The sequence below is a fragment of the Streptomyces sp. NPDC000941 genome, from assembly GCF_053599555.1.
The window spans coordinates 1-2,916 of record NZ_JBSFMM010000479.1; the positions used below are offsets into that span (position 1 = coordinate 1).

The 2,916-nt window shown below is 71.8% G+C and carries 4 protein-coding genes; 2 read left to right on the plus strand and 2 right to left on the minus strand.

Translation table 11 applies throughout. The annotated features are described in order from the left end of the window. The coding region (locus tag ACWDSL_RS52835) for an aminotransferase class V-fold PLP-dependent enzyme (protein WP_450496852.1) at window positions 1-1,144 on the minus strand (1,144 nt) is incomplete at its 3' end. A 71-nt stretch (window positions 1,145-1,215) separates the two neighbouring features. After that, on the minus strand, window positions 1,216-1,869 hold the full coding sequence (locus ACWDSL_RS52840) for a DsbA family oxidoreductase (RefSeq protein WP_450496854.1): 654 nt from the start codon (window positions 1,867-1,869) through the stop codon (window positions 1,216-1,218). A 111-nt stretch (window positions 1,870-1,980) separates the two neighbouring features. Between ACWDSL_RS52840 and ACWDSL_RS52845 the strand changes: the two genes are divergently transcribed. Together ACWDSL_RS52845 and ACWDSL_RS52850 are read left to right on the plus strand one after the other, a co-directional pair. Continuing rightward, complete coding sequence (locus tag ACWDSL_RS52845) at window positions 1,981-2,256, plus strand: plasmid mobilization protein (RefSeq protein WP_014180695.1); 276 nt, start codon at window positions 1,981-1,983, stop codon at window positions 2,254-2,256. Continuing rightward, entirely contained in the window at window positions 2,253-2,765 is a 513-nt protein-coding gene (locus ACWDSL_RS52850) for a fic family toxin-antitoxin system, toxin component (protein WP_450496856.1), read from the plus strand. Before ACWDSL_RS52845 ends, ACWDSL_RS52850 begins: the two co-directional genes overlap by 4 nt. The last annotated feature ends 151 nt before the right edge of the window (window positions 2,766-2,916 follow it).

Sequence of the window (2,916 nt, forward strand, 5' to 3'; positions counted from 1 at the left end):
TAGCCAGGCGTAGAAAATCGCGCGACTGACCGCTGCTGCGTGCCCGTCCCCTTGCTTGCCTGCGGTACGAATTATCCAACAGAGCCCCCCCCGCCACCACGTCCGCGACCACCTCCAGCAGCCGGTCCACATCCGCCTCGGTGTTGTAGAGGTGGAACGAGGCGCGCAGATTTCCCGCGCGCGCCGCAACGGAGACGCCGGCCTCGGCGAGGCGGGGGGCGGCGTGGCCGAGCCCCGGCACGGACACGATCGCCGAGCCACGGGCGGGCACGCAGTGGTGCCCCAGCGCGGTGAGCCCGGCCCGGAAGCGGTCGGCGAGGGCGCGGTCGTGGGCGCCGATGGCCGCGGTGCCCAGTTCCTCGACGAGCGCGAGGGAGCGCGCGGCGCCCACGTACGACAGGAGGCTGGGGCTCTGGTCGAAGCGGCGGGCGGAGTGCGCCAGTTCCTCGACCGGCCCGTAGCAGCTGTCCCAGGGCTTCTCGCCGGCCGCCCAGCCGGCGAAGACCGGAGTGAGTCCGCCGAAGTCCTCGGGCACGGTCAGGAAAGTGACGCCGCGCGGGCACATGAGCCATTTGAAGCCGACGCATACGGTGTAGTCCACGTCGTCGGCGTTCAGCGGCAGCCAGCCGAGGCTCTGGCTGCTGTCGACCAGGAGCCGGGCGCCGTGCGCGCGGGCCGCCGCCCGGACGGCGTCGAGGTCGGCGATCCGGCCGTCCGCCGACTGCACTGCGCTGACGGCGACCAGGGCGGTGCCGGGGCGTACCGCGTCCGCCAGGGCCTCCAGCGGGACGGCGCGCGGCTTGAGGTCGCGGCGCATGGTGAAGGGGTTCACCAGCGAGCTGAAGTCGCCCTCGGCGACGAGGACTTCGGCGCCGGACGGCAGTGAGGCCGCCACCAGCCCCGCGTACACGGCGACCGAGGCACCCGCCGCGACCCGCCGGGCCGGCACCCCGGTCAGCCGGGCGAAGGCGGCGCGCGCCTCCTCCACTGCTTCCCAGGCCAGGTCGGCGGCGGGCCCTCCGCCCGCGGCGGCGTCAAGGGCCTGCTTCATGGCGGCCACGGTCCGGGCGGGGATCAGACCGGTGGAGGAGGTGTTGAGGTACGTCGTCTGCGGCGCGAATTCCGCGCCTCCCAAGGGCTCCATGTCCACCCACTATGAGAGGCGCCCACCCCCGCGTCCATCGCCGACATCTGACGCGTACCCCCAAGCAGTGCTTACTTGTCCCCGCTGACCTGCGACGCTTCCCATGCCTGGCTCAGCGCCTGGGTGAAGATCTCAGCCGGTTGGCCGCCCGAGACGCCGAAGCGGCGGTCGAGGACGAAGAAGGGAACGGCGCCGGCGCCCAGCGCGGCGGCCTCGCTCTCGTCGGCCCGTACGTCCTCGGCGTACGCGGTCTCGTCGTCGAGCACCGTACGGGCCTCGGCGGGGTCGAGCCCGGCCTCGGCGGCGGCGGAGAGCAGCGTCTCGGGGTCGAAGAGGGACCGCTCCTCGGCGAAGTTCGCGGCGTAGAGCCGGTCGAGCAGTTCGCCCTGGCGCCCGCGGGCCTTGGCGAGGTGCAGCAGCCGGTGGACGTCGAAGGTGTTGCCGTGGTCGCGGTCGGAGCGGTAGCCGAGCCCGGCGTCGGCGGCGGCCTCCGCGACCCGGGCCTCCATGGCCTGGGCCTGTTCGCGCGGGACGCGGTACTTGGTCGCGAGCATGTCGAGCACCGGCACGGTGTCGCCCTTGGGGTGGTCGGGGTCGAGCTCGAAGGAGCGGTGCACCACCTCGACCTGGTCGCGGTGGTCGAAGGCGGCCAGGCCCTGTTCGAAGCGGGCCTTTCCGATGTAGCACCAGGGACAGACGATGTCGGACCAGATCTCTACACGCATGGGGCTCGCTTTTTCCGATCAGTCGAAGAGTCAGCGAGTCAACCACGAGGCGCCCTGGTTCATTCCCCACGGGGATTGCGATCACCTGATTCGGGGTGATTGTCTCCCGGCATGGCCAACCTCATCCTCCGGCTCACCGAAGAAGAACACGAGGAGATCCGGCGCCGTGCGGCGGCCGTCGGCATGACGCTCCAGGCGTACGGGCGGGCTCAGCTCGCGCTGGACCGGGACGAGACGCGGGAGGCCTTCCTGGCCGCGTTCCGGGATTCGCTGCAGCGCTGGCGGGGCGAGTTCAAGGAGCTCAACGAGGAGCTTGCGGCGCGTCCGCGCAGCACGAGCAGGGAGATGGGGTTCGACCCGGCCACGCGCCTGAAGGACGCCTGTTGACCCGGTCGGCCCGGTCGCCCCGTTCTCCAGGGCATGCCATCGACTTCCCCACCCTGCTCCAGGCGACCGCGGACATCCCCGGTTCGCCCGCGATAGACGACTACGGGGTGCCGCTGGCGGCCATCCACCGGCACGGCGCGAACATGCTGAATCAGGACGTGTACTGGGGCGCCCATCTCAAGGCGGCCGCGGTCCTCGACACACTGCTGCGCCACCCCTGGCTCGAACACTCCCAGGCCGACGCCGCATGGGCCGCGACCCGGGCGGTGCTGACGATAAACGGCCTGTCCGTCACCCAGGACGTCAAGGGCTCCGAGGTGCTGGCGCTGATGCGCGATATCGCGGGCCCGGGGGTTCCACTGCGGCACATCGCCCGCGCGCTGCGCACCTGGACATCGGAGGGGACGTCAGAGGGGACGTCAGAGGGCGCGGCGGAGACGGATGCCGATGCGAGTACGGATGCGGATGGAACAGCGGACGGGGCGGGGAACGGGGCGGCCGACGGCTGAGCCCGCCGCTCCCGTAAACACAAACGCGCTCCCGTGAACACAACCGCTGCGGGCGGGACCGGCCGGTCCCGCCCCCAGCCGAGATGACATGCAGAACCCACTCCCCCCCCACCGACCCGCGCCCCGAGACCCCCCCTGGGAAAAACGAAAA